The sequence below is a fragment of the Streptomyces sp. NPDC001536 genome (assembly GCF_042894505.1).
GTDB lineage: Bacteria > Actinomycetota > Actinomycetes > Streptomycetales > Streptomycetaceae > Streptomyces.
Map to the genome: position 1 here is coordinate 181,019 of NZ_JBIAVQ010000006.1, position 25,593 is coordinate 206,611.

Annotated in this window: 24 protein-coding genes; 4 read left to right on the top strand and 20 right to left on the bottom strand. The window is 70.6% G+C overall.

Annotation, left to right across the window (positions count from 1 at the left end):
* Positions 1-3: 3 nt before the first annotated feature.
* The 18 genes from ACFY0U_RS18725 to ACFY0U_RS18810 form a co-directional block, all read right to left on the bottom strand.
* The gene (locus tag ACFY0U_RS18725) at positions 4-1,389 is read right to left on the bottom strand and encodes an aspartate aminotransferase family protein (RefSeq protein ID WP_388636598.1); all 1,386 of its coding nucleotides are present in this window, start codon (positions 1,387-1,389) and stop codon (positions 4-6) included.
* The gene (dxs, locus tag ACFY0U_RS18730; protein ID WP_388636600.1) at positions 1,386-3,344 is read right to left on the bottom strand and encodes a 1-deoxy-D-xylulose-5-phosphate synthase; all 1,959 of its coding nucleotides are present in this window, start codon (positions 3,342-3,344) and stop codon (positions 1,386-1,388) included. The genes ACFY0U_RS18725 and dxs overlap by 4 nt, the downstream gene beginning before the upstream one ends.
* A gap of 26 nt (positions 3,345-3,370) precedes the next feature.
* Positions 3,371-4,528 carry a flavodoxin-dependent (E)-4-hydroxy-3-methylbut-2-enyl-diphosphate synthase gene (gene ispG / locus ACFY0U_RS18735; RefSeq protein ID WP_388636602.1) on the bottom strand — a complete coding sequence of 386 codons (1,158 nt, stop codon included), beginning with the start codon at positions 4,526-4,528 and terminating at the stop codon, positions 3,371-3,373.
* Positions 4,529-4,532: 4 nt separating this feature from the next.
* On the bottom strand, positions 4,533-5,555 hold the full coding sequence (gene hpnH / locus ACFY0U_RS18740) for an adenosyl-hopene transferase HpnH (RefSeq protein ID WP_388636604.1): 1,023 nt from the start codon (positions 5,553-5,555) through the stop codon (positions 4,533-4,535).
* A gap of 5 nt (positions 5,556-5,560) precedes the next feature.
* On the bottom strand, positions 5,561-6,202 hold the full coding sequence (locus ACFY0U_RS18745) for a 1-hydroxy-2-methyl-2-butenyl 4-diphosphate reductase (RefSeq protein WP_388636606.1): 642 nt from the start codon (positions 6,200-6,202) through the stop codon (positions 5,561-5,563).
* Between the two features lies 1 nt (position 6,203).
* On the bottom strand, positions 6,204-8,195 hold the full coding sequence (gene shc, locus ACFY0U_RS18750; protein WP_388636608.1) for a squalene--hopene cyclase: 1,992 nt from the start codon (positions 8,193-8,195) through the stop codon (positions 6,204-6,206).
* Between the two features lie 117 nt (positions 8,196-8,312).
* Entirely contained in the window at positions 8,313-9,440 is a 1,128-nt protein-coding gene (locus ACFY0U_RS18755) for a polyprenyl synthetase family protein (RefSeq protein WP_388636610.1), read from the bottom strand.
* On the bottom strand, positions 9,440-10,834 hold the full coding sequence (hpnE, locus tag ACFY0U_RS18760; RefSeq protein WP_388636612.1) for a hydroxysqualene dehydroxylase HpnE: 1,395 nt from the start codon (positions 10,832-10,834) through the stop codon (positions 9,440-9,442). The genes ACFY0U_RS18755 and hpnE overlap by 1 nt, the downstream gene beginning before the upstream one ends.
* Positions 10,831-10,971, bottom strand: a complete 141-nt coding sequence (locus ACFY0U_RS18765; RefSeq protein ID WP_388636614.1) for a DUF6380 family protein — start codon at positions 10,969-10,971, stop codon at positions 10,831-10,833. The genes hpnE and ACFY0U_RS18765 overlap by 4 nt, the downstream gene beginning before the upstream one ends.
* The gene (hpnD, locus tag ACFY0U_RS18770; protein ID WP_388636616.1) at positions 10,971-11,921 is read right to left on the bottom strand and encodes a presqualene diphosphate synthase HpnD; all 951 of its coding nucleotides are present in this window, start codon (positions 11,919-11,921) and stop codon (positions 10,971-10,973) included. The genes ACFY0U_RS18765 and hpnD overlap by 1 nt, the downstream gene beginning before the upstream one ends.
* Positions 11,918-12,820, bottom strand: a complete 903-nt coding sequence (gene hpnC, locus ACFY0U_RS18775; protein ID WP_388636618.1) for a squalene synthase HpnC — start codon at positions 12,818-12,820, stop codon at positions 11,918-11,920. The genes hpnD and hpnC overlap by 4 nt, the downstream gene beginning before the upstream one ends.
* 384 nt (positions 12,821-13,204) lie before the next feature.
* Entirely contained in the window at positions 13,205-13,981 is a 777-nt protein-coding gene (locus ACFY0U_RS18780; RefSeq protein WP_353691367.1) for an ABC transporter ATP-binding protein, read from the bottom strand.
* Entirely contained in the window at positions 13,974-14,909 is a 936-nt protein-coding gene (locus tag ACFY0U_RS18785; RefSeq protein ID WP_388636620.1) for an ABC transporter permease, read from the bottom strand. The genes ACFY0U_RS18780 and ACFY0U_RS18785 overlap by 8 nt, the downstream gene beginning before the upstream one ends.
* 100 nt (positions 14,910-15,009) lie before the next feature.
* Positions 15,010-15,882 (bottom strand): glycosyltransferase family 2 protein, encoded by an 873-nt coding sequence (locus tag ACFY0U_RS18790; protein WP_388637196.1) that lies wholly within the window; start codon positions 15,880-15,882, stop codon positions 15,010-15,012.
* A 5-nt stretch (positions 15,883-15,887) separates the two neighbouring features.
* Entirely contained in the window at positions 15,888-16,667 is a 780-nt protein-coding gene (locus tag ACFY0U_RS18795) for a CDP-alcohol phosphatidyltransferase family protein (protein ID WP_388636622.1), read from the bottom strand.
* Entirely contained in the window at positions 16,645-17,706 is a 1,062-nt protein-coding gene (locus ACFY0U_RS18800) for an iron-containing alcohol dehydrogenase family protein (RefSeq protein ID WP_388636624.1), read from the bottom strand. Before ACFY0U_RS18800 ends, ACFY0U_RS18795 begins: the two co-directional genes overlap by 23 nt.
* Positions 17,694-18,446 carry a sugar phosphate nucleotidyltransferase gene (locus tag ACFY0U_RS18805; RefSeq protein ID WP_388636626.1) on the bottom strand — a complete coding sequence of 251 codons (753 nt, stop codon included), beginning with the start codon at positions 18,444-18,446 and terminating at the stop codon, positions 17,694-17,696. Before ACFY0U_RS18805 ends, ACFY0U_RS18800 begins: the two co-directional genes overlap by 13 nt.
* Positions 18,443-20,272: a DUF5941 domain-containing protein gene (locus tag ACFY0U_RS18810; protein ID WP_388636628.1), complete on the bottom strand. Its 1,830-nt coding sequence runs from the start codon at positions 20,270-20,272 to the stop codon at positions 18,443-18,445. Before ACFY0U_RS18810 ends, ACFY0U_RS18805 begins: the two co-directional genes overlap by 4 nt.
* Before the next feature lie 284 nt (positions 20,273-20,556).
* Here ACFY0U_RS18810 and galE point away from each other — a divergent pair, with 284 nt between their 5' ends.
* The 3 genes from galE (at position 20,557) to idi (ending at position 23,397) form a co-directional block, all read left to right on the top strand.
* Complete coding sequence (gene galE, locus ACFY0U_RS18815) at positions 20,557-21,522, top strand: UDP-glucose 4-epimerase GalE (protein ID WP_388636630.1); 966 nt, start codon at positions 20,557-20,559, stop codon at positions 21,520-21,522.
* Between the two features lie 148 nt (positions 21,523-21,670).
* Complete coding sequence (locus ACFY0U_RS18820; RefSeq protein WP_388636632.1) at positions 21,671-22,606, top strand: cation diffusion facilitator family transporter; 936 nt, start codon at positions 21,671-21,673, stop codon at positions 22,604-22,606.
* Between the two features lie 197 nt (positions 22,607-22,803).
* On the top strand, positions 22,804-23,397 hold the full coding sequence (gene idi / locus ACFY0U_RS18825) for an isopentenyl-diphosphate Delta-isomerase (RefSeq protein WP_388636634.1): 594 nt from the start codon (positions 22,804-22,806) through the stop codon (positions 23,395-23,397).
* Between the two features lie 12 nt (positions 23,398-23,409).
* Here idi and ACFY0U_RS18830 read toward each other — a convergent pair whose 3' ends face one another.
* Positions 23,410-23,919: an ATP-binding protein gene (locus ACFY0U_RS18830; RefSeq protein ID WP_388637199.1), complete on the bottom strand. Its 510-nt coding sequence runs from the start codon at positions 23,917-23,919 to the stop codon at positions 23,410-23,412.
* A gap of 280 nt (positions 23,920-24,199) precedes the next feature.
* On the opposite strand from ACFY0U_RS18830, the gene ACFY0U_RS18835 reads away from it, so the two are divergent.
* The gene (locus ACFY0U_RS18835; protein WP_388636636.1) at positions 24,200-24,949 is read left to right on the top strand and encodes an enoyl-CoA hydratase/isomerase family protein; all 750 of its coding nucleotides are present in this window, start codon (positions 24,200-24,202) and stop codon (positions 24,947-24,949) included.
* On the opposite strand, the gene ACFY0U_RS18840 is transcribed toward ACFY0U_RS18835, so the two are convergent.
* On the bottom strand, positions 24,936-25,571 hold the full coding sequence (locus ACFY0U_RS18840) for a DJ-1/PfpI family protein (protein WP_388636638.1): 636 nt from the start codon (positions 25,569-25,571) through the stop codon (positions 24,936-24,938). The genes ACFY0U_RS18835 and ACFY0U_RS18840 overlap by 14 nt on opposite strands.
* Between the last annotated feature and the right edge of the window lie 22 nt (positions 25,572-25,593).

Genomic DNA, 25,593 nt, shown 5'->3' on the forward strand with positions numbered 1-25,593 from the left:
CGGCTACCGGTTGGCCACCGCCTGCTTGACCAGCGTCTTCCCGAAGTCCCACATCAGCCCGCCCCCGCCGTGCGCGTCGTCCATGACGTCCGTGAAGGCGTCGACGAACCGGTCCACCTCGCGCTCCCCGACGGTCAGCGGCGGGATCAGCTTGATCACCTCCAGGTGGTCGCCAGAGACCTGGGTGAGGATCCGGTGCCGCTGGAGCAGCGGTACGACGACCATCTGCGCGAACAGCCCCTTGCGGGCGGCCTGGAGCATGGTCCAACGGCTGCGCAGACCGAGGGACTTGGGCCGGCCGAACTCGATGCCGACCATCAGACCCCGGCCGCGGACGTCGGCGAGCAGCTCGTACTTGTCGACCAGGGCCGCGAGCCGGTTCTTGAGCAGTTCACCGGTGGCGCGGGCGTTCGCGGTGATCTGCTCGTTCTCCATGACGGACAGCACGGCCAGCCCGGCCGCCATGGCCTGCGCGTTGGACCCGAAGCTCGCCGAGTGGACCAGGACGCGGTCGATGGACGAGAAGACCTTCTTGAAGATCCAGTCCTTGCCGAGCGTGGCGCCGACCGGCACATAGCCGCCGGAGAGCGCCTTGGCCACACAGACGAGGTCCGGCTCGACCCCGTCCTCGTGCTGGTAGGCGTAGAAGTCGCCGGTCCGCCCGAGTCCCGTCTGCACCTCGTCCGCGATGAGCAGCGCCTTGTGCCGGTGCAGCAACTCCTGGGCGGCCCGCAGATAGCCGGGCGGGGCCTCGTGGACGCCCTTGCCCTGGATCGGCTCGACGATGAGAGCGGCCACATCGCCCTGCTTCAACTCCCTGGCCAGCGCGTCGAGATCGCCGAGGGGCACGGCCGTGTCGGGCAGCAGCGGGGCGAAGCCGTCCCGGAAGCCGTCCTCTCCGTTGACCGACAGCGAGCCCGTGGTCAGACCGTGGAAGGCGTGGTCGCAGTACAGGATCCGCGGCTTGCCGGTGGCGCGCCGGGCGAACTTCAGCGCGGTCTCCACGGCCTCGGTACCGCTGTTGCCGAAGAACACCCGGTCCAGGTGCGGGCTGTGCGCGAGGAGCTTCTCGGCCAGCAGCCCGGGCAGCGGCTGGCAGTCGAAGCGGGTGAGGTCGGCGAGTCCGGCGTCGAGGACGTCGTGCAGCGCCTTGCGGACGACGGGGTGATGGCGGCCCAGGCCCATCACCCCGAACCCGGCGAGCATGTCCAGGTAGTCGTTGCCGTCCGCGTCCCAGAAGTAGGCGCCCTCGCCCCGCTCGTAGACCTTGTCGAAGCCGATGGTGTGCAGCATGCGCGGGAGCTGGTGGTTCAGGTACTTCGTGTGCAGCTCGTAGCGCTCGGCTCCGCGCTCGGCGAGGAGTCTGCCGAGGTCGAACTCGGTGGTCATTCAGCCTTCTCCCTGACGGGGCCGCCGGCCTGCTCGCCGACGGCCGACGTTCCCTCGGCCTCCTTGGCGGCCAGCGTCGCCTCGGCCTCCTTGACCGCCAGGCTCGCGCTGATGCGTCCGGCGACCTCCACCGGTGTGAGCCCGATGTCGGCGAGCACCTCACCGCGCTTGGCGTGCGCGAGGAACTGCTCCGGAATCCCGAACCGCCGCACCGGTACGTCGACCTCGGCATCGCCCAGGGCGAGCGCCACCGCGGAACCGACCCCGGCCGCACGGCTGTTGTCCTCGACGACGGCGACCAGCCGGTGCGCGGCGGCGAGGCCGGGCAGCGCCGGGTCGACGGGCTTGATCCAGCGGGGGTCCACGACCGTGCAGCCGATCTCGCGGGCCTCCAGCAGCTCGGCGGCCTGGAGACAGACGGGCGCCATCACACCGACGGCCACCAGAAGCACCTCGGGCCGCTCCGCGCGGTGCAGCACGTCCATGCCGCCCACCCGGTCCACCGCGGGGATCCGCGGGCCCACCGACTCCTTCGGGAAGCGGACGAGCGTCGGCGCGTCGTCCACCGCCACCGCCTCCCGCAGCTGCGAGCGCAGCTGGTCGGCGTCGCGGGGCGCGGCGATCCGCAGGCCGGGTACGACCTGGAGGATCGACATGTCCCACATGCCGTTGTGCGAGGCCCCGTCCACACCCGTGACTCCGGCCCGGTCCAGCACGAACGTCACCCCGCACCGGTGCAGCGCGACGTCCATCAGGAGCTGGTCGAAGGCACGGTTGAGGAAGGTCGCGTACACGGCGACCACAGGATGCAGCCCGCCGGTGGCGAGCCCGGCCGCGGAGACCGCCGCGTGCTGCTCGGCGATGCCGACGTCCCACACCCGGTCCGGGAACCGCGCGGCGAACTTGCCGAGCCCCACCGGGTGCAGCATGGCCGCCGTGATCGCCACGACGTCCTCGCGCTCCTCCCCGATCGCGACGATCTCGTCCCCGAACACCGAGGTCCAGGACGGCCCGTTGGAGGGTGCGAGCGGCTCGCAGGTGAGCGGGTCCATCACCCCGACGGTGTGGAAGTGGTCCTCCTCATGGGCGAGGGCGGGCTCGTAACCGCGGCCCTTCTCCGTCAGACAGTGGACGAGGACCGGCCCGTGGAAGCGTTTCGCGCGCCGCAGCGCCGACTCGACGGCCCCGATGTCGTGCCCGTCGATCGGGCCGACGTACTTGAGGCCGAGGTCCTCGAACATGCCCTGCGGCGCGAAGGCGTCCTTGAAGCCCTTCTTGGCGCCGTGCAGGGACTCGTAGATCGTGTTGCCCACGACCGGGGTCCGCAGCAGTACGTCCTTCCCCCAGGCCAGGACCTTCTCGTAGCTGTCGGTCGTGCGCAGGGTGGCCAGGTGGTTGGCGAGGCCCCCGATGGTCGGCGAGTACGAGCGCTCGTTGTCGTTGACGACGATGATCAAAGGCCGGTCCTTGGCGGCCGCGATGTTGTTCAGCGCCTCCCAGGCCATCCCGCCGGTGAGGGCGCCGTCGCCGATGACGGCGACCACGTGCCCCTTGTCGCCCTGGACCTGGCGGGCCTTGGCGAGCCCGTCGGCCCAGCCGAGCGCGGTGGAGGCGTGGCTGTTCTCCACGATGTCGTGCTCGGACTCCTCACGCGACGGGTAGCCGGACAGACCGCCCTTGCCACGCAGCTTCGAGAAGTCCTGACGTCCCGTCAAGATCTTGTGCACATAGCTCTGATGACCGGTGTCCCACACAATGCGGTCGACCGGCGACTCGAAGACCCGGTGGAGGGCGATGGAGAGTTCCACCACCCCCAGATTGGGCCCGAGGTGTCCGCCGGTCCTGGCGACCGCATGCACCAGGAACTCCCTTATCTCTTCGGACAGTTCACCGAGTTCCGTCTCGGACAGCGCCTTCAGGTCACGTGGTCCCCGGATGTTCTCCAGAATCGTCACGTCGGGCCCCCTTCGGTCCGTGCTGTTCAACTCACGGTGACGGCCGGCTCCCCCGACGCGACGCCGTCCTGCTCCATCTGTTCGGCGATCTTCATCGCCTCCTCGATGAGGGTCTCCACGATCTTCGACTCGGGGACGGTCTTGACGACCTCGCCCTTGACGAAGATCTGGCCCTTGCCGTTGCCGGAGGCGACCCCGAGGTCGGCCTCCCGTGCCTCGCCGGGACCGTTGACCACACATCCCATCACCGCGACCCGCAGGGGCACTTCCATGCCCTCCAGGCCCGCCGTGACCTCGTCGGCCAGCTTGTAGACGTCGACCTGGGCGCGCCCGCAGGACGGACACGACACGATCTCCAGGCGCCGCTGCCTGAGGTTCAGCGACTCCAGGATCTGGATGCCGACCTTGACCTCCTCGGCGGGCGGCGCGGACAGCGAGACCCTGATCGTGTCGCCGATGCCCCTGCTGAGGAGCGCCCCGAAGGCCACCGCCGACTTGATCGTGCCCTGGAAGGCGGGACCGGCCTCCGTGACCCCCAGATGCAACGGATAGTCGCACTGCTCGGCGAGCAGGGTGTAGGCCCCCACCATCACCACGGGATCGTTGTGCTTGACGGAGATCTTGATGTCCCGGAAGCCGTGCTCCTCGAAGAGGGACGCCTCCCACAGGGCGCTCTCCACGAGCGCCTCCGGAGTCGCCTTCCCGTACTTCTGGAGCAGCCGCCGGTCCAGCGACCCGGCGTTGACCCCGATCCGGATCGGCGTGCCGTGGTCCTTCGCGGCCCGCGCGATCTCCTTCACCTTGTCGTCGAACTGCTTGATGTTGCCGGGATTCACGCGTACGGCGGCGCAGCCGGCCTCGATCGCCGCGAACACGTACTTGGGCTGGAAGTGGATGTCCGCGATCACCGGGATCTGCGACTTGCGGGCGATGGTCGCGAGGGCGTCCGCGTCGTCCTGCGTGGGGCAGGCGACGCGGACGATCTGGCAGCCGGACGCGGTGAGTTCCGCGATCTGCTGCAGGGTGGCGCCGATGTCGGACGTACGGGTCGTCGTCATCGACTGCACCGACACCGGTGCCCCGCCCCCGACCGCCACCGGCCCGACCTGGATCCGCCGCGACACACGCCGCTCGGCGATCGGCCGGACCGGTACCTCGGGGACTCCCAAGGAGACGGCGGTCATGTCCTCACTCCCGGTTTCCGGAGACCGTCTCGCGCATCGCGCGCAGCGACTCCTTCAGCGAGCCCATGGTGGCGAGGACGGCGGTGGGCTCGTAGCCGCAGTGCGCCATGCAGTTGGCGCAGCGCGGGTCCTTGCCGCGGCCGTACTTGTCCCAGTCGGTCTCCTCGATGAGTTCGCGGTACGTCGGCACGTAGCCGTCGCTCATCAGGTAGCAGGGCCGCTGCCAGCCGAACAGGGAGTAGTTGGGGATCGCCCAGGCGGTGCACGGGAAGTCGACCTTGCCCTCCAGGAAGTCCAGGAAGAGCGGTGAGTGGTTGAGCCGCCACTTGCGGCGGTTCCCGCCGGCGAAGGCCTTCTTGAACAGCTCGCGGGTCTGCTCCACGCCCAGGAAGTGCTCCTGGTCGGGCGCCTTCTCGTAGGCGTAGGCGGGCGAGATCATCATCTCGTCGACCTTGAGGTCGTCGTTGAGGAAGTTGAGCACCTCGATGATGGTCTGCGGGGTGTCGGTGTTGAAGAAGGTCGAGTTGGTGGTGACCCGGAAGCCGCGCTTCTTGGCCTCCTTGATCGCCTCGACGGCCTCGTCGAACACCCCCTCCTTCGCCACCGACTCGTCGTGCCGCTCGCGCAGTCCGTCGATGTGCACGGCGAAGGCGAAGTAGGGCGAGGGCTTGAACTTGTCGATCTTCTTGCGCAGCAGCATGGCGTTGGTACAGAGGAAGACGTACTTCTTCTTCGCCACCAACTGCCGCACGATCTCGTCGATCTGAGGATGCATCAGCGGCTCACCGCCGGCGATGGACACCATCGGAGCACCGGACTCCAGCACCGCTCCGACGGCCTGCGCCACCGGCATACGCTGCTTCAGCACGCCTGCCGGGTGCTGGATCTTGCCGCAGCCCTCGCACTTGAGGTTGCACGCGAAGAGGGGTTCCAGTTCCACGATGAGCGGGAACTTGTCCCGCTTGCGGAGCTTCTGTTCGGCCAAGTATGTAGCGACCTTGATGGACTGACGCAGCGGCATGGCCATCTGGCTCACCTCCTGGGGAGCAGCAAGGAACGGTGCCATTCATAGAAAGCGGGAAGGACGGAACGAAGGACGCGGAAAGCTGATATTCCACCGCGCACCGTGCCGATCCGGACGAGTTCATGTTCTGGAGCGTCCACGACCACCCGGACGGCCGCAACGGGGCGTGCTCCGCCACGCACGGCGCTGTGGAGCGTGGCCGCGGATTCCATGTCGACCGCGATCGCGCCGGTCGCGAGGAGGTCGGAGCGTTCGTGACCGCGGACGACGTGATCGGAGCCGGTGAGCGGTCCGGTGTGGACGGTGCTTCCGGGGACCGCCCTGACGAGCTCCTTGACGAGTAGGTCGGTCCCGACGCAGGGAACGGTTCCGTCCGGATCCCGGGTCTCCTCGGCGACGACGAGATCGCCGGGGTGCATGCCGGGGGCGAGGCCCGCGCAGAAGCCGGTGGCCAGTACCGCGGCGTCGGCGAGCGCGGGATCGATGAGGGCGCGGGTGACGGCCCGCTCGGCCGCCTTGGGGCCCATGCCGGTACGGAGCATGGTGACCGGCCCGTCGGCGCCGGAGCGGTCGCCGCTGCGCAGGGCGAGGTGCTCGATGCCGAGCGCGCAGGCGATCAGCAGCGGTGCGGAGGCCGGCCGGGTGGTCATCTCACGCCTCCCCCGCCTTGGCGAACGGCTCTCCGTGGACGTACCGGCCCAGTGCCGTGAGCGGGAAGACCTGCCGGTAGAGGTGGTAGTTGATGGAGAAGTCCCACGGGAAGCCGGTGCCGGTGAAGTAGGGCTCGTCCCAGGAGCCGTCCTCCCGCTGGGTGGCCGCGAGCCACTCGATGCCCCGCTCGACCGCCTTGGAGTCCTTCTCGCCGGCGGCCAGCAGTGCCATGAGCGCCCAGGCCGTCTGCGAGGCGGTCGAGGCCCCGCGGCCGCTCCAGGTCTTGGCCTCCTTGTAGGAGCGCAGGTCCTCGCCCCAGCCTCCGTCGTCGTTCTGGACGGACTCCAGCCAGCGCACGGCCCTGCGGATGGCCGGGTGCGCGGCGGGGATGCCGGCGGCGGTGAGCGCGGGCACCACCGACCCGGTGCCGTAGACGTAGTTGACGCCCCAGCGCCCGAACCACGAGCCGTCCTGCTCCTGTTCGGCGAGCAGCCACTCGATGCCGCGCCGGGTGCGCGGGTCGTGCGCGAGCCCCTCGACGGCCAGCATCTCCACCACATGCGCGGTGACGTCGGCGGACGGCGGGTCGATGACCTCACCGAAGTCGCAGAACGGCAGCCGGTTGGGGAACGGGCTGGTGTTGTCGACGTCGAAGGCGCCCCAGGCGCCGTTCTTCGACTGCATGCCGAGGTTCCAGCGCACCCCGCGCCCGATCGCGTTCTCCACCCGGTCCGGGTCGTGGTGCCGGACGCGGCGCAGGGCGAGGACGACCTCCGCGGTGTCGTCGATGTCGGGGTAGTTGTCGTTGTGGAACTCGAACGCCCAGCCGCCCGGCGGCAGTTGGGGCCGCTTGACGGCCCAGTCCCCGGGCCGGACGACCTCCTCGCCGAGCATCCAGTCCGCGGCCTTGACGAGCTGCGGATGGTCGGCGGGCACTCCGGCGTCGGCGAGCGCGATGGTGGCGAGACAGGTGTCCCACACCGGCGACTGGCAGGCCTCGATCATCCGGGCCCCGTCCTCGCGCCATACGGCGAAACGGTCCAGCGACTCCAGCCCCGCCCGGATGACCGGGTGTTCGAGGTCGTAGCCGACCAGATGGAGGGCGATGACCGAGTAGACGGCCGGCGGCTGGATACCGCCCCAGCAGCCGTCGTTCTCCTGCCGCTCGATGATCCAGCGGGCGGCGGTGTTCATGGCCGCCTTGCGCAGCCGGCGCGGCACGACCTTGCGCACCTGGTGCAGCGCCTTGTCCAGACGCTGGAAGGCCCCGTCCCAACTCACCGCCGGGGCGAGGGGCTTGGCCGGGTTGGGGTTCGCCGGGTCGGTGTGCAGCTCGTCGAGCGGGAAGGGCGCGGGCCGTACCGGCCGCTTCGCGGAGACGATCGTCAGCGGGACGATGGTCTGCCGGGCCCAGCAGCCGAAGTCGTAGATGTTGAGCGGCACCCACGTCGGGAAGTAGATCAGCTCGGGCGGGAGTTCGGGCAGGTCCTCCCACTTCCACCAGCCGAACAGGGCGAGCCAGATCCGGGTGAAGACGCGGGCGGCGGCGATACCGCCCTGTGCGCGGATCCACTCCGACGCCCTCGCCATGTGCGGCGCGTCGGGTGCGTCACCGGCCAGGCGGAGGGCGACGTACGCCTCGATGGTGGTGGAGAGTTCGCCGGGTCCGCCGTAGAAGGAGGCCCAGGTGCCGTCCTCGCGCTGCTCGCCGCGGATGAAGAGGCCGGCCGCGCGGGTGGTGGCCTCGTCGCGGATTCCCAGGAACTGGCGGAGCAGCAGGTCCTCGGCGTCCATGGTGACGTTGGTCTCCAGGTCGCCCTTCCACCAACCCTGTGCGTCCTGCCGTGCGAGCAGGTACTCCGTGGCGCGTTGCACGGCGCGTACGGCGGCTTCTTGTACCCCGGCCGCCGCGGGGGTCTCGATGTCGGTTTCGCTGGCCGCGGCAGCGCGGGGCGGCAGGGCCCCGGTGCTTCCGTCGGTCGTCGCTGTCATGGCTTCCCCTTCGTGCAGTGTGCATGTGGTGCTCTGCTGTGGGTCCGCCGTCGGCCGGTGCTCGGTTTCCCGCGACACCGGCCGGCGACTACGCGAGGGCTATTCGACCGATAGTGATCATCTCTTTCGTACGACGACGAAGTCGGCGAGCGCGGTGAACTGGGCCCGCACCCGGTCGGGCATGTCGACGGCGTCGAGCGCCTCGACGGCGATGGTGTGCTGTCGGCGGGCCTCTCCGGCCGTCCAGTCCCGGCCGCCGGCCTCCTCGATGAGGGCGGCGCGGGCCGCGAACTCCTCCTCGGAGAAGTTCTCGAAGTCGCTGCTCTTGGCGTCCGCGGCGAGGATCTCGCCGAGCCGGTCGGAGGCGGAGCCGCCCGCCGCGAGCGCGGCCACCACCGGCAGGGACTTCTTGCGCTGGCGCAGATCGCTCCAGGTCTGCTTGCCGGTGGAGACCGGGTCGCCCCAGATGCCGAGCAGGTCGTCGACGGCCTGGAAGGCGAGGCCGAGGTGGTAGCCGTAGCGCTCCAGGGTGTCGGCGGTGCGGTCGTCCGCGCCGCCGAGCACGGCGCCGATGGAGCTGGCGCAGGCCAGCAGGGCGCCGGTCTTGTTGCCCTCCATCTCCAGGCACTCCTCGACGCTGACGCGGTCGCGGTGCTCGTAGGAGATGTCCTGGGCCTGTCCGTCGATGAGGGCGCGGGTGGCGGCGGTCAGGCGCCGGGTGGCGCGGCCCGCCTCGACGGTGCCGAGTTCGAGGAGCACCTCGTTGGCCAGCGCGAACAGGGCGTCGCCGACGAGGATGGCCTGGGCGGGGCCGTGCACCTTCCAGACCGTGTCGCGGTGGCGGCGCTGCTCGTCGCCGTCCATCAGGTCGTCGTGCAGCAGCGAGAAGTTGTGGACCAGTTCCACGGCGACGGCGCCGGGGATACCGACCTCGGGCGCGGCACCGGTGACCTCGGCGGACAGCACGGCGAGCGCGGGGCGCACGGCCTTGCCGCCGTCGCCGGCCGTCGGGTTGCCCTCGGCGTCGATCCAGCCGAAGTGGTAGGCGGAAACGGTGTCCATGGGCGCGGCCAGGCGGTCGATCGCCGCCCGCAGCACCGGAGTGGCCAGGGTCCGGCCACGCTCCAGCAGCGCGGTCACGTCCACCGCCTCGGCAGCCGTCGAGGCCGGGGGCACAGTGGGCACAGTCTCTCCTCTTGTTGCGGTACCGGGGGTGCGGGGGCCTGCCGCGTGCTGATCGAGCATCAGGCCGCCTCCTCTACGTCGAAGAGGTGGCTGGGGCGGGGCCGGCCCAGGGCGCTCAGCGCGGCGTCCGCCGCGCTCACACCACTGCGGACCGCACTCTCCATGGTCGCGGGCCACCCTGTGGCGGTCCACGCACCGGCCAGGTACAGGCCGGGGGCTCTGGTGCGGGCGCCGGGCCGCAGTCGTCCGACGCCGGGGGCGGGATCGAACGTCGCCGTCCGCTCCCTGGTCACGAAGAAGTCCCGCACCTCGGCACCGCGCGCGCCGGGCAGCAGCCGCTCCAGCTCCGGCAGATAGCGCTCGCGCAGCACGGCGACCGGCTCGTCGATCTCGTCCTGCGCGGCGGACTGGGACAGGGCCAGGTACTGCCCTTCCTTGAGCCCGGAGGCGTCGGTGCGGTCGAACACCCACTGCACCGGGGTGCCGAGGGCGGTGAAGAAGGGACGGTTCAGCACCTTGCGGTCGTACACGACGTGCACGTTGAGGATCGGCGCGGTGCCGATCGCGAGGAGTTGCTCGGGGGCGTCGAGGGCGCCGTCCGGCAGCAGGTCGTAGGTCTCGCGCTGGGGTACGGCGAGGACGACGGCGTCCGCGCGCAGCGTCTCGCCGGGAACCTGAACGCTCCAAGTCCCGTTCTCGTCAGTAGAGATGGAGGTGACGCGTGTACGGACCTCGGTACGCACGCCCGCGGAGTCGAGCGCCTTGCGGGCCAGCCGGTCGTGCAGTTCACCCAGCGGGACGCGCGCCCATCCGATGTCGGCCGCGCCCGGGTCGGACAGCAGACCGGTCTTGAACACCATCGCGGCGAGCCCCAGCGAGGCGTCGCCCGCGACCGCGTTGAGGGTGGCGACCCCGACCAGGTCCCACAGGGCCTCGACGGCACGCGCCGACTGACCGTGCGCGGTCAGCCAGCTGCCGAAGCTCTGTGCGTCCAGGTCCGGATCGGCGAGGTCGAGCCCCTTGAGCGCGAGCGCGGCCCGGCCCACCCCCGCCCGTTCGGCGAGCGAGAGATGCGGATACGTGGCGAGGCTGCGCCCCAGATGCAGGGGCACCGGCAGCGCGTCGCGCCGCAGCCTGCCGAGCCGCCGTCCCTCGGGCTTGTCGACGTCGACCACGGGCACGTCGAGACGGTTCTGCAGGGGCGCCAGCGCGGCCCCGTCGATCCGGTCGAGGAACCAGCGGTAGGCGGTGCAGCAGCGCAGATAGACGTGCTGTCCGTTGTCGACGGTCAGCTCGCCGCGCTGGAAGGAGAAGGCGAGCCCGCCCAGGCGCGGCCGGCCTTCGAGCAGGGTGACGCGGACACCCGCGTCGGCGAGGGCGAGCGCCGCGGTGATGCCGGCGAGTCCGCCGCCGATCACGACCGCGTCCCGCCCCGACTGATTGCCGTCGGTCATCGTGCGCCCTCCCCTGCCCGGTCGCCGTGGTGTGTGAACGGTGCACGGCCGACCGTTGCAGTCAGGGACGCGCTCCCTGAGCGGAGGGTTGCGTGCCACTTTTCTCCGGTGGCATCACCTTGGACCGAATTGTCCATCAGGCGCGCCTCCTGACGGTCCGCCGCGTCACATGCCGGGCGTCGAGGCCGGAGAGGCCGCGCACGGCGACGTACGCCTTCTCGCGTCCGGGCAGCGAGACCCGGCCGCGCAGCACCGCCTGGGGGTCGCGCTCGATGCGGTCGAGGAGCCGGCGGTAGATGCCGGCCATGGCGGCGACACAGGCGCCGCTGCGCCGGTCGAGCATGGGGAGCAGCCGGTAGCCCTCGGCGAAAAGGGCGCGGGCCCGGCGCACCTCGAAGTGCACGAGACCCGCGAAGTCGGAGCCCTCCGGTGGCATCGGCCCGCTGAACCCGGCCGAGCAGCCGAACTTCGCGAGATCGTCGGCCGGCAGATAGATGCGCCCGCCCTCGGCGTCCTCCCGGACGTCCCGCAGGATGTTGGTGAGCTGGAGCGCGAGACCGAGCGTGTCGGCATACTCCGGCGCGCGCTCGACACCGCGCGCCCCCGGTTCCGTACCGAACACACCGAGCGAGAGCCGCCCGATGGCGCCGGCGACACAGCGGCAGTAGACCTTCAGGTCGTCCCAGGTCTCATAGGTCTCGCCGCGTACGTCCATCAGGACGCCGTCGATGAGCTCGTCCAGGCCCCCCAGGGGGATCGGGAAGGTCTCGGCGGCATGGGCGAGGGCGACCGCGACCGGGTCGGTGTCGTCCTCGTCGACCGCGCCCTCGCGGACCCGGGCCAGCATCGCCCGGGTGTCCTCGAGTCTGACGGCCTTCACGTCGTCGTCCAGCGCGCCGTCGCCGATGTCGTCCACGCGGCGCGAGAACGCGTAGAGCGCGGACATCGCACGGCGCTTGGACATCGGCAGGAGCCTGATGCCGTACGCGAAGTTACGGGCCTGCTGTCCGGTGACGGCCTCGCAATAGCTGTAGGCGGCGAGTACCGGTGCGGACACGTGTGGTTCGGCCTCCACGGTCCGGATCACCCCTCTCCTCGCAGAGTCACGCCCACTTCGCGCAGCAACTGGAGCTTGCCGGGCTTGGGCGGGCCGGGAAGTACGTCGTATTCGGCGGCGGCGATCGCGTGGATGGCCGCCCTTCCCCCCGCCACGAACCCCGCGAGCAGCAGCTTCAGCCTGCCGTGGACGCTACCCACCAGGGGGGCGCCTTCATTCAGGAGACCGCGGGCGCGTTGTGCTTCGTACGCGACCAGTGCGCGCACCGATGCGCCCGCGGTCTTCGTGGCGAGATCCGCCTCCTGGACATGGAACCGCTTCATGTCCTCGGCGGGCAGGTAGATGCGGTCGCGGCCGAGGTCCTCGGCGACGTCCTGGAGGTGTTCGACGATCTGGAGGGCCGTGCAGATCGCGTCCGACAGCCGGATCCGCTCGGGGGTCGAGGTGCCGGTGACCCCGAGGACCAGACGCCCCACGGGGTTGGCCGACAGCTCGCAGTAGGCGAGCAGATCGTCGTACGTCTCGTACCGCTTGACCAGCTGGTCCTGGCGGTTGGCGGCGATCAGGCCGAGGAAGGGCTCGGGGGTGAGCGAGCAGCGGCGGACCGTCGGCTGGAGGCGGCGCAGCAGGGGGTGGCGGGGCTCTCCGGAGAAGACCCGCTCCAGGTCGGCCTCGAAGGCGTCCAGCAGGAGCAGGCGGTCCTCGGCGTCCTCCGGCTGCACGCCCAGCAGGCGGGCGTCGGCGCCGCCGGGGGCGAGGTCGCCGTCGCCGATGTCGTCGACAAGGCGGGCGAAGCCGTACACCGCCATGAGATCGGCGCGCCAGGCCCGGGGCAGGAAGAAGGGGGCCACGGGGAAGTTCTCACCCGCGGCCTTGTCCAGCGTGCCGCGCTCCGGATCCGGGACGCGCGCCGTGTCGGTTCCCGTCACCGCGGACCGCCCGGAGCAAGGACGGCACAAGCGTTGAGCTGGGGAGTTTCCGTAGCCATAGCCGTCACATCTCCCGTTCTACACCGCCGACCCAATACACACTATTTCGGACACGCCGCCCGGCCTTCCGCGCAGCAGTCCTGATGGAAGGTGTCGGGCATTATCGCCCCACTTGCCGCGATTCGGGACCGGTACAGCTTACGTTGTACAACTCAACGCGGTGAGTCTGGGTGTCCTGGACATCACAACAACACACCGATTGGCTTCAAGATTCCTACGCCGTACCGAAGTTGACGTTTCCTTTGCAGACGCGGGGCCCCGCCGGAGCAGTTCCGGCGGGGCCCTGCGAAGCGTCGTGGCCCGGAGCGTCCAGGCCGGGGTGGACTACTTGCCCGTGAACTTCTCGTACTCCTTGAGGACCTCTTCGGTCGGGCCGTCCATGCGCAGCTCGCCGCGCTCCAGCCACAGGACCCGGTCGCAGGTGTCACGGATCGACTTGTTGTTGTGGCTGACCAGGAAGACCGTGCCGGCTTCCTTGCGCAGTTCGCGGATGCGCGCCTCGGAGCGCTTCTGGAACTTGCGGTCGCCGGTGGCCAGCGCCTCGTCGATCATCAGGACGTCGTGGTCCTTGGCCGCGGCGATGGAGAAGCGCAGACGGGCCGCCATACCGGAGGAGTAGGTGCGCATCGGGAGGGTGATGAAGTCGCCCTTCTCGTTGATGCCGGAGAAGTCGACGATCTCCTGGTAGCGCTCCTTGATCTGCTCCCGGGACATGCCCATGGCGAGCCCGCCCAATATGACGTTCCGCTCACCCGTGAGGTCGTTCATCAGGGCCGCGTTGACGCCGAGCAGCGAGGGCTGGCCGTCGGTGTAGACCTTGCCGCTCTCGGCGGGCAGCAGCCCGGCGATCGCGCGCAGCAGGGTCGACTTGCCGGAGCCGTTGGAGCCGATCAGGCCGATGGCCTCACCGCGGTAGGCGACGAAGGAGACACCGCGCACCGCGTGCACCTTGCGCACGCCTCGCTCCTCGCCACGCTTGACGATGCGGCTCAGGGCGGCGGTGGCGCTGCCCTTGCCGGACTTGGCGCCGTTCACGCGGTAGACGATGTGGAGGTCGTCCGCGATGACGGTGGGGCGGGGGTCCCGCTGCTGCTCAGCCACGGCCGTACCTCTCTTCGGCCTTCCAGAAGTAGACGAACCCGAACGCGCCGGCGAGCAGCGCCCAGCCGAGGGCGAAGAGCCACACGTGCGGGGGCAGGTACTCGGAGCCGTATCCGTCGATCATCGCGAAGCGGACCAGGTCCATGTAGATCGCGGCGGGGTTCCACTGCAGGACCTCGGTGACCCAGCCCGGCATGTCCTTGTCGGCGAGCATCGCCGGGATGCTGAACATGACGCCCGAGGCGTACATCCAGGTACGCAGCACGAACGGCATCAGCTGGGCCAGGTCGGGGGTCTTGCTGCCCATGCGGGCGAAGATCAGCGCGAGCCCGGTGTTGAAGACGAAGTGCAGGAACAGCGCGGGCAGCACCAGCAGCCAGGACAGGCTGGGGTAGCTGCCGAACGCCACCATGACCACGACCAGCACGATCATCGAGTACAGCAGCTGCTGGAGCTGCTGGAGGGCGAAGGAGATCGGCAGCGAGGCGCGCGGGAAGTGCAGGGCGCGGACCAGGCCGAGGTTGCCGGAGATGGCACGGACGCCGGCGAGGACCGAGCTCTGCGTGAAGGTGAAGACGAAGACGCCCGTGACCAGGAACGGCACGTAGATGTCGTGCGGGATGCCCTTCCGGGCGCCCAGCAGCAGACCGAAGATGAAGAAGTACACCAGCGCGTTGAGCAGCGGCGTGGCCACCTGCCACAGCTGGCCGAGCTTGGCCTGGCTGTACTGGGCGGTCAGCTTCGCCCGCGAGAACGCGAGGATGAAGTGACGGCGGTCCCAGAGCTGGCGGACGTACTCGACGAGCGAGGGGCGGGCGCCGCTCACGGACAGCCCGTACTTGTCGGCGAGCTGTGCCGCCGTGAGGCCCTCGTCGGGCGACGGAGGCGCGGTCACCGTGACTCCGCCGTCATGCGTTGTCTCACTCACCAGTGGAAACTTTCGTCCTCGAGATGCGCAGCCTGTGCGGGCTGGGGGCATGAACCGGGGTCCTGGGTCGGGCCCGGTGGTGCGCTCGGTTTCGAGCTTGTCAGATGACCGGGGGCCGGCCCAGTCGGGTCAGCCGCCACACCGTACGCCACTTCATCGGCCGGCGGGGGCCGCACGCGGTGCTCCAGCCCTCCCGGAACCCGCCGAACCACGCCTTCAGCGCGGGCCGCGAGGGGCGGCGCGCCAGCGTGAGCAGCATCCAGACCCCGAGGTAGACCGGGACCAGGAGGGCGGGGAGGTTGCGGCGGGCGAGCCAGACCCGGTTGCGGGCGACCATGCGGTGGTAGACCGCGTGCCGTGAGGGCGCGGTCGTGGGGTGGTACAGCACCATGTCGGACCGGTAGTCGATCATCCAGCCCGCGTCGAGAGCCCGCCATGCCAGGTCGGTTTCCTCATGGGCGTAGAAGAATTCGTCCGGGAGCCCGCCGACTTCGGCGAAGACCTTCGTCCGTACGGCGTTGGCGCCGCCGAGGAAGGTGGTGACCCGGGAGGAGCGCATCGGGTCGGCGGCGCGCAGTCGGGGGACGTGGCGGCGCTGGGTCTGACCGGTGTCCGGGTCGGCGATGCGGAAGCTGATGATGCCGAGCTCGGGGTCGGCCTCGAAGGCCTGGCGGCACAGCTCTGCGGTGTCGTGGTTGGCGAGCAGGCCGTCGTCGTCGAGGAAGAGCAATATGTCGACATCGCGGCCGCTGGGGCCGAAGGCCTCGATGCCGACGTTGCGGCCGCCGGGGATGCCGAGGTTCTCGGGCAGCTCGACCGTGCGGACGCCCTCGGGGACCTCGGGGACGGGCGAGCCGTTGCCGACGACGGCCACCTCGACGCGGTCGCCGTCCTGCTTGGCGACCGAGTCGAGCAGAGCCCGCAGCTCGTCGGGGCGGTTGCCCATGGTGATGATGACCGCGCCGACCTTCATGCCGCTCACTTCAGCCTGCTGGAGGCGAGGATGGACACGAGGTGCAGCAGGGTCTGGAGCAGCGCGATACCGGCCAGGACCGCGACGCCGAGCCGGGACCAGAAGAGGTCGCCGCGCATCTGGTCGACGATCGCCAGGACCAGGATCAGCAGGGACGCCTCGATGCCGAGGATCAGCCGGTGGAACTTCAGCAGCGCGGCGGCCTTGCGGGCCAGCGCCATGCCGGAGGAGCGCATCTCGGACGCCGACTCCTGGACCGGCGGCTTGCCGGCCTGGTGCCGGGCGACACCGACGAGGTCGGTCTCCGCCTTGATCAGGATGGCGCCGAGCGCGGCCAGGGTGCCCAGGAAGGCCCACAGCCAGTCGATCCGGCCGGTGCCCCACAGGTCGGCGGCGCGCAGACCGAAGCCGACGAGCACGGCGGCATCGGTGAGGTAGGCGCCGACCCGGTCCAGGTAGACGCCGTTGAGCGAGTACTGCTTCTTCCAGCGGGCGATCTCGCCGTCGACGCAGTCCAGCAGCAGATACATCTGCACACAGACCACACCGAGCACGGCCCCCGGGATCCCCGGCACGAGAAGTGCCGGGGCCGCCAGGACGCCGAAGACGGTCATCAGGTACGTGAGCTGGTTGGGCGTGACCCTGGTGTTGACCAGGTAGCGGTCCACCCGCAGGGACACCTCGCGCATGTAGAGGCGCCCCATCCAGTGCTCACCGCTGCGCCGGTCCTTGACCCCTGCGGGGTGCACGACCGGACGGAGTTCAGCTACCGATGGTCTTGACATAGTCGACGTAGAGATCCTTGATCTGGTCGGGCTTGAGGTCGAGGTGTTCGAGGATCGTGTACCGGCCGGGCCGGGTCTCCGGAGCGAACTCCACCGCGCGGACGAACTCGTCCACGGTGAAGCCGATCTCCTCCGGCAGCACCGGCAGTCCGTGCCGGCGCAGCACCGAGGCCATGTACGCCGACTCCTCGTGGGCACCCCGCAGGAACATCGCGAAGGCCGCGCCCAGGCCGCACTGCTCGCCGTGGGCGGCGGCGCGCTTGGGGAACAGCAGGTCGAAGGCGTGGTTGATCTCGTGGCAGGCACCGGAGGACGGGCGGGAGTCGCCCGAGACCGACATGGCGATACCGCTGAGCACGAGCGCCTCGGCGAGCACCTGGAGGAAGTCGGTGTCCCCTATGCCGCCGGGATGCCGGAGGACGGCCTCGCCGGCCTGGCGGGCGATCGCGGCGGCCAGACCGTCGATCTTCTCGCCCTTGACGCGGTTGGCCAGCTCCCAGTCCGCGATCGCGGAGACGTTGGAGACGGCGTCACCGATGCCGGCGCGCACGAAACGCGCTGGGGCCTCGTGGATGACGTCGAGGTCGATGACGACCGCGATCGGGTTCGGCACACCGTAGGAGCCGCGGCCCGCGTCGTTGTCGAGCGTCGCGACCGGGGAGCACAGGCCGTCGTGCGCGAGGTTCGTCGGTACGGCGACCAGCGGCAGACCGACGCGCGCCGCGGCGAACTTGGCGCAGTCGATGATCTTGCCGCCGCCGAGGCCCACGACCGCATCGTAGTGGCCGGCCTTTATGTCGCCGGCCAGCCGGACCGCGTCGTCGAGGGTGCCGCCGCCGACCTCGTACCAGGTGGCGCCGGGCAGCGAGGGTTCGAGCCGCTTGCGCAGCTTGGCGCCGGAGCCGCCGCTGACGGCGACGGCGAGCCTGCCGGAGTGCGAGATGCGCTCGTCGGCGAGGACGCCCACCAGGTCGTCGAGGGCACCCGGGCGGATGTCGACGACGACCGGAGCGGGGATGAGCCGGGTCAGTAGAGGCACGCGATCTCCCGTCCACGGGCGAGATCGTCGTGGTTGTCGATCTCGACCCACTTGACGTCGCCGATCGGCGCCACGTCGATCCGGAAGCCGCGGTTCACGAGCTCCTGGTAGCCGTGCTCGTAGAACTGCTGGGGGTCGGTCTCCCAGACCGTCTTCAGCGCGTCGGCCAGGTCGGCGGCGGCGTCGCCCTCGATCAGGGTGACACCGATGTACTCACCGGTGGCCTCGGCGGGGTCCATCAGCTTGGTGATCTTCTGGACGCCCTCGTCGGGGTCCACGACGACCTTCATCTCCTCGTCCGCGAGGGACTTCACGGCGTCCAGGGCGAGGATGATCTTCTTGCCCTCGCCACGAGCAGCAAGGAGCGTCTTCTCGACGGAGACCGGGTGCACGGTGTCGCCGTTGGCGAGGATCACGCCGTCCTTGAGGGCGTCACGTCCGCACCACAGGGAGTAGGCGTTGTTCCACTCCTCGGCCTTGTCGTTGTCGATGAGGGTGAGCTTGAGGCCGTACTTCGCCTCCAGCGCCGCCTTGCGCTCGTACACGGCTTCCTTGCGGTAGCCGACGATGATCGCGACCTCGGTCAGCCCGATCTCGGCGAAGTTGCCGAGGGTGAGGTCGAGAACCGTGGGTTCGCCTTCTATGCCCGCGGGGCCCACCGGCACCAGAGCCTTGGGAAGGCTGTCGGTGTAGGGGCGCAGACGCCGTCCGGCGCCGGCCGCCAGCACGAGGCCGATCATGCGGGTTCTCCTTCATCGTGTACGGCGGGCGCCCCGGAGGACACCCAGAAGCGGATGCTCTCGACGAGCACCACCAGGGCCACGGCCACGGCGAGAGCCGTGAGCGCGACCGTGAACTGCGAGGCGGTGAGCGCGGCGGCCAGGACGGTGACGAGCAGCGTCCGCCCTTCGTGCCCCCCGATGGCGCGCACCAGCCAGGCCGGGGACGCGCCGGCGTTGCCGCGGATGCGGTACACCGTGTCGTAGTGATGGTAGGCGACCGCGGCCACCAGCCCGAAAGCCGCAGGAAGGGCTCCGTTCACGTCCGATTCGGCCGCGAGGATCAGGACGGTGCCGTATTCGGCGGCCCGGAAGATCGGCGGGATCAGCCAGTCGAGGGCGCCCTTGAGGGGGTGCGAGACGGCGTCGGCGGACAGCAGGACGTACACGGCGGCGCACACGACGACCGACCAGCCCGGCCCGTCGAGCCAGGCCGCCAGCACGAGACATACGGCACCGATGGCGGCGAGGAGCGGCGCCGGTGCTGGGAGCCGGCCCGGCAGAACGCGCGCGAACACCTGGGCGAGCGCCCCGCTGTCGGTCAGGTCCGCCAGGGCCTGTGCCGCCCGGTCCGTGCGCTGGGCCTTGCGGGTCAGCGACCGCAGCACCCGGCCCGCGGTGGTGTAGGTCGCCGCGAAGGCGCAGCCGATGAGCAGCGCGTAGAAGGTGATACGAGGAGTCGTGGCCGCCGTGAGGATCGCGATCATCGCCCAGCGCTCACCGATCGGCAGCACGATCATCCGCCGCACCCACACCGTCCAGCCGACGCTGTCCAGCTTGTCCGAAAGGGCCGCCGTGGGGCTGGTGTTGGCGGTGGCGTCGTGGTTCGCCTCGTTGAAGGAGAAGTCGACGACGTGCCGGCAGGTCTGCAGGACCATCGCGCCGAGCGCCAGCGCCCAGACGTCGTCGCCGCCGCGGGCCGCGCCCAGCGCGAGACCGGCGTAGTAGGCGTACTCCTTGGCCCGGTCGAAGGTGGCGTCGAGCCAGGCGCCGAGCGTGGAGTACTGAAGGGAGTAGCGGGCGATCTGGCCGTCGACGCAGTCCAGGACGAAGGACGCGATCAGCAGGACGCCGGCGGCGATGAAGCCGGCCCGGGTGCCGGTGGCCGCGCTGCCCGCCGCGATCAGGGCGGTCAGCAGGGAGGCGGTGGTGACCTGGTTCGGGGTCAGGCCCCGGCGGGCGCACCAGCGGGCGATGTAGCGGGAGTAGGGGCTGATGAAGTGCGTGGTGAAGAAGCCGTCACGGGACTTCACGGCCGACTTCAGGCGTACGGCTTCGTCGTCGACGTCCGCGACGGCCTGCCGTGCCTCGTTGCGGGCCTGCGGGTCGGCGGGCACGACGGCGACCAGGCTGCCGAGCTCCGGGTGGTGGACACCGGCCTGCTCGGTGTCCAGCGCGGTGACGATGCGGTCGGCGAGGCTGTCGACGTCCCCCACGCTCGACTTCGCTCGCGCCGGGGCACCCCCACCCGTCGTCCCGCCGACGGCGCTGCTCTCCCGGGCCATCGCACGGGTCAGGGCCTGACGTCCGGCCGGCTGGGCGGTGACCGCGCCGGGGATCGCGGCGAGCTCGAAGCGGGGGTCGGTGAGGCCGAGGCGCAGGGCGTGCGGATGGCCCACGAAGCGGGCGTCGACCACGGCGACCCGCTGGTCGGCCGGGACCTGGGCGAGGAGCGTCTCGGTGTCGGCGGCGTCCGAGGCGACCCGGACGTCGAAGCCGAGCGACCGCAGATCGCCCTCGATCGACGATCCGGGGACCGGCTGACCGGTGAGGATGGCGGTCGACAACCGAACTCACTCCCTGGGTGCCGACGCGGGGCGCCGGTCATCTGCATGGTGGGGGCGCCCCTCGGCGTGGCTCGGCGCGCCCGGGCGGCATGTCGGCAGAGGCTATCGGATGCCGGGAAGCCCGCGTTCACCGCCCGTTAACGGGCTGATCAACGCCGTCTCCCCCGGCCTTTGCCGCGATCATCATGGGTGATCACGGCCCTCGCCCACAAACCGCGGGCCGGCGGACCGGGCATCTGGGACATTGCGGGGCCCACCCTCGCCTCGGCATAGGGTGGGCGACCATGACATGGCTGATCACAGGCGGAGCGGGATACATAGGGGCCCACGTGGCGCGGGCCATGACGGACGCCGGGGAGCGCGTCCTGGCGCTGGACGATCTGTCGGCCGGGTTCCCCGCACGACTGCCGGCCGACGTGCCGCTGGTGCGGGGTTCGTCACTGGACGCCGCTCTGCTGAAGCGGGTGTTCGCCGAGCACGAGGTGACCGGGGTGGTGCACCTGGCGGCGCGCAAGCAGGTCGCCGAGTCCGTGGCCCAGCCGACGCGCTACTACCAGGAGAACGTCGGCGGACTGGCCACCCTCCTCGAAGCCGTCGCCGAGGCCGGGATCGAGCGCTTCCTCTTCTCCTCGTCCGCCGCCGTCTACGGCAACCCCGATGTGGAGCTGATCACAGAGGACACTCCGTGCGGTCCGGTGAACCCCTACGGCGAGACGAAGCTCACCGGCGAGTGGCTGGTGCGGGCGGCGGGGCAGGCGCACGGCATCTCGACGGTGTGCCTGCGCTACTTCAACGTGGCGGGCGCGGCCACGCCGGAGCTGGCGGACACCGGTGTCTTCAACATCGTGCCGATGGTCTTCGACCGGCTCACCCGCGACGAGGCCCCGCGGATCTTCGGCGACGACTATCCGACGCCGGACGGCACCTGCATCCGTGACTACATCCATGTCGCCGACCTGGCGGAGGCGCATCTGGCGGCCGCGCGACGGCTCGGGGACCGCAGCGGGGACCTGACCGTCAACATCGGCCGCGGCGAGGGCGTCTCCGTGCGCGAGATGGTCACCGTCATCGGCGAGGTCACCGGCGACCGGCGGCCCGCCGTCGTGGAGCCCCGGCGCCCCGGCGACGCCCCGGTCTCGGTGGCCTCGGCCGCCCGGGCCGCCGAGGAGCTCGGCTGGACCGCGCGCCGCGGGGTGCGCGAGATGATCGAGTCGGCGTGGCAGGGCTGGCGGCTGCACCACGCCAAGTGAACCGGGAGTGTTCTGACCTGCGGATCGTTTCCGCAGGTCAGGGCACATGACAACGGTGTTCAGTGCCGCGTTGCCCCATACCCCCCACCCGTAGTTCACTGTGATCCCGGGCGGGCTGCTCCGGGTCAACACGTAGGAGGCGGCTTCCATGGGGGCTGGGCACGATCACGCGCATGCGCATGCGCCGGCCGGCGGTACGGCGACCGCGGCGTACCGCGGCAGGCTGCGGGTCGCGCTGTCGATCACGCTCGCCGTCATGGTGGTCGAGATCGTCGGTGGTGTCATGGCCGACTCCCTCGCCCTGGTCGCGGACGCGGCGCACATGGCGACGGACGCGCTCGGCCTCGGCATGGCCCTGATGGCGATCCACTTCGCGAGCCTCCCGCCGAGCGGGAAGCGCACCTTCGGTTACGCCCGCGCGGAGATCCTCGCCGCCCTCGCCAACTGTCTGCTGCTGCTCGGCGTCGGCGGCTATGTCCTCTACGAGGCGATCCAGCGGTTCATCACGCCCGCCGGCACCGAGGGCGGGCTGACCATCGTGTTCGGCGCCATCGGCCTGGTCGCGAACATGATCTCGCTGTCGCTGCTGGTGCGCGGACAGGCGGAGAGCCTGAACGTGCGGGGTGCCTTCCTGGAGGTCGCGGCGGACGCGCTGGGCTCGCTCGCGGTGATCGTCTCCGCGGTGGTGATCCTGACCACCGGCTGGCAGGCCGCCGACCCGATCGCCTCCCTCGTGATCGGCCTGATGATCGTGCCGCGCACCTGGAAGCTGCTGCGGGAGACCCTCGACGTCCTGCTGGAGGCGGCCCCGAAGAACGTCGACATGGACGACGTACGGGCCCACATACTGGCCCTCGACGGTGTCCAGGACGTCCACGACCTGCACGCCTGGACGATCACCTCCGGGATGCCGGTGCTGTCCGCGCACGTGGTGGTGCGCTCGGACGTGCTGAGTGCGATCGGTCACGAGAAGATGCTCCACGAGCTCCAGGGCTGCCTCGGCGACCACTTCGACGTGGAGCACTGCACCTTCCAGCTGGAGCCGGTCGGGCACGCGGAGCACGAGGCGAAGCTCTGCCACTGAGAGCCCTGTGGCGCGGCGGAAAGTCCCGTAAGCGCGTTTCCGGCGGAATGCAGCGATCCGGTGTCCGGTCGCGTCCTCCATCGCACAGCGCCACCCCGGACGGTTCCCCGTCCGCCGCGCCGGGCACGATCAACTGTCGGGAGTGCCGTATTTGTGCGGCAGACTTGGGGCGCGAAAAACCGATGCGAAGGATGGGTATGCCGATCACACCTGCCACCGCGACGCACAGTCCGTCGAACGGCACAGCTGACGCGATTCTGCTGGAACTGGTCGACGAGGACGGCGTCACGATCGGCACCGCGGAGAAGCTCGCCGCCCATCAGGCGCCGGGGCAGCTGCACCGCGCCTTCTCCGTGTTCCTCTTCGACGAGCGGGGCCGGCTGCTGCTCCAGCAGCGCGCGCTGGGCAAGTACCACTCCCCCGGCGTGTGGTCCAACACCTGCTGCGGCCACCCCTATCCGGGTGAGGCGCCGTTCGCGGCGGCGGCCCGGCGCACGTACGAGGAGCTGGGCGCCTCCCCGTCGCTGCTCGCCGAGGCGGGCACGGTCCGCTACAACCACCCGGACCCGGACTCGGGCCTGGTGGAGCAGGAGTACAACCACCTCTTCGTCGGCCTGTTGCAGGCACCCCTGCGCCCGGACCCGGAGGAGGTCGGCGAGACGGTCTTCGTGACGCCCGCCGAGCTGGCGGAGCGGCACGCCAAGGACACCTTCTCGTCCTGGTTCATGACGGTGCTGGACGCGGCCCGTCCCGCGGTCAGGGAGCTGACGGGCCCGTCCGCGGGCTGGTGACGGCGGCTTCTCCTACGACACCCGCACGGGCGCGAGCGGCAGGGCGGCCCAGATCACCTTGCCGCCGTTCGCCGTGTGCTCGACATCGCAGACACCGCCCGCCTCCCGGGTGACCTCGCGCACCAGGAGCAGCCCTCGGCCGCCCTCACCACTGTGGTCGGTCTCCAGGGCGGTCGGACGGTAGGGGTGGTTGTCCTCCACCGACACCCGCACCCACTCGGCGCCGACGGCGACCTCCACGGCGAGCATCGGCGACAGCAGGGCCGCGTGCCGCACCGCGTTGGTGACCAGTTCGGAGACGATCAGCAGGAGTCCCTGCACCAGGTCGTCCGAGACCGGTACGCCCTGGCGCAGCAGCAGATCCCGCACGGCGTGCCGCGCCTGCGGCACCGAGGCGTCGACGGCGGGGGCGGTGAACCGCCAGACGCCTTCGTACGGCAGTGGCCCGGGCGGGCCGGGCGCCGGCTCCTCGACCTCACCGGCTGCTGGGCGTGGGCCGGACCCGCGCCCATGGTTGTCCATCGTCCGGTCGCCACCCTCGCGCTCGATTGTCACCACACGTCGAGTGTTGGTAACGCGTCGCTCCGCGCCGGATGACTGAACAGAAGTCAGCAGATATCGAGCGTTTGTGATCGCCCCCGCATGACAAGGTCGAATAGGGGACTGCTCCTGTCCCACTTGTGCCGCGTTCGCGAACTATTCGGGTTGTACGGGTTTGGCGACCGCCTCGTCCTTTTCGCTCCGTGTGTCGCCCTCGGGCGCCGCCTCGGGACGGCGGACGACGACCGGTTAGCATCCGGCCATGGAGCCCCAGCTGCTGTACAGCGTGACCGATTCGGTCGCCACCGTCGTCATCCACCACCCGGCCAAGCGCAACGCGATGACGGCCGCGATGTGGCGGTCGCTGCCGCCGCTCCTCGACACCCTCGCCGCCGACCCGGACGTACGGGCCCTGGTGCTGACCGGCGAGGGCGGGACGTTCTGCGCCGGGGCCGACATCTCCACGCTGCGGGGGTCGCCGGACGAGGCGCAGGGGCTCGCGGGGGCGGCCGAGGAGGCCCTCGCGGCCTTCCCGAAGCCGACGCTGGCGGCGATCCGCGGGCACTGCGTGGGCGGCGGTTCGCAACTCGCTGCCGCCTGCGATCTGCGGTTCGCGCAGGAAGGCTCGCTGTTCGGGGTGACCCCGGCCAAGCTGGGGATCGTGTATCCGGCCTCCTCCACCAGGCGGTTGGTGGCGCTGGTGGGTCCGGCCACCACCAAGTACCTGCTGTTCTCGGGTGAGTTGATCGACGCCGAACGGGCGCTGCGCACCGGGCTGGTCGACGAGGTGCTGGCGGAGGGCGAACTGGACAAGCGGGTCGTGGAGTTCACCCGGATCCTGGCGTCCCGTTCGCAGTTGACGCAGGCCGCGGCGAAGGAGTTCGCGGGCGGGGTCACGGACCGGGACGGCCACTGGGCCGAGCAGGCGCGCGGCAACGGCGACACCGCGGAGGGCGTCGCCGCGTTCCTGGAGCGCAGGCAGCCGCGCTTCACCTGGACTACGTCAGGCTGAACCGGCTCTTGGAGCGGAACTCCTCGACGAGGTGCGCCGGGGCCTTCTCCGGCGAGCCGGCGTCGTAGGGCGGCTGCGGGTCGTACTCCGTCAACAACTGTACGGCCTGGGCGTGTTCGTCGCCGGCGATCCGGCCGAGCAGGGTGAGCCCCATGTCGATGCCGGAGGAGACGCCGGCCGCGGTGACGTACTTGCCGTCGAAGACGACCCGCTCCCCCGTGGGCTCGGCCCCGAACCGCTTCAGGTAGTCCAGGGCGAGCCAGTGCGAGGTCGCGCGGCGGCCGTCGAGGAGTCCGGCGGCGGCCAGCAGCAGGGAGCCGGTGCACACGGACGTCGTCCAGGTGCTGGTTGCGTCGGCGGCGCGCAGCCAGTCCAGGAGGGTCTCGTTCTCCATCTGCGGGGTCTGGCCGGGGCCGCCGGGAACGATCACGATGTCCGGGTCCGGCACCTCGGCGAGGGGCTTGTCGGCAGTGATGGCGAGCGTTCCGGTGTCGGTGCGGACGGGGCCGGTCCGCTCGGCGACGAAAACCAGGTCCGCGTCGGGGAGGCGGCCGAGGGTCTCGTAGGGGCCCACGGCGTCCAGGGCGGTGAAGCGGTCGAAGAGGACGATGGCGATCTGCATCGGGGGCCTTTCGGTGGGCGGA